This window comes from Rhizobium ecuadorense (assembly GCF_001187535.1).
In the GTDB taxonomy this organism is placed as follows: domain Bacteria; phylum Pseudomonadota; class Alphaproteobacteria; order Rhizobiales; family Rhizobiaceae; genus Rhizobium; species Rhizobium ecuadorense.
This window is the reverse complement of record NZ_LFIO01000663.1, coordinates 1-262: the sequence shown is the minus strand read 5'-3', so window position 1 is coordinate 262 and position 262 is coordinate 1. Positions and strand designations below refer to the sequence as shown.

The 262-nt window shown below is 58.0% G+C and carries 1 protein-coding gene; it reads right to left on the bottom strand.

Features of this window, described 5'->3' with window-relative positions:
- Positions 1–262 (bottom strand): hypothetical protein (locus AF337_RS12785; RefSeq protein WP_152971040.1); only part of this gene is annotated, 262 nt, incomplete at both ends.

Here is a 262-nt window from a genome sequence, read left to right as displayed (position 1 = left end):
AGGGCTGTCAGTGCCCTTGACTTCCAGCGCCAGCATCGTCCCACCTGTGAGGCGCACAAGGAAGTCCGGAACATAGCGTCGCCGCGAACCCGCCCACATGTAGTAGATCTGGAAGCCGAGATGATCGTTCTTGGCATAAGCGATGACGTCGTCGCGCTTCTCGAAGATGTTCGCTGCATGTCCCTCCCAGGATGAATCCCCAACCAGGTGGCTGATATGCGACTTGGTTGTCGGAAAGCACGGCTTGGTGGTGTACCAGGTC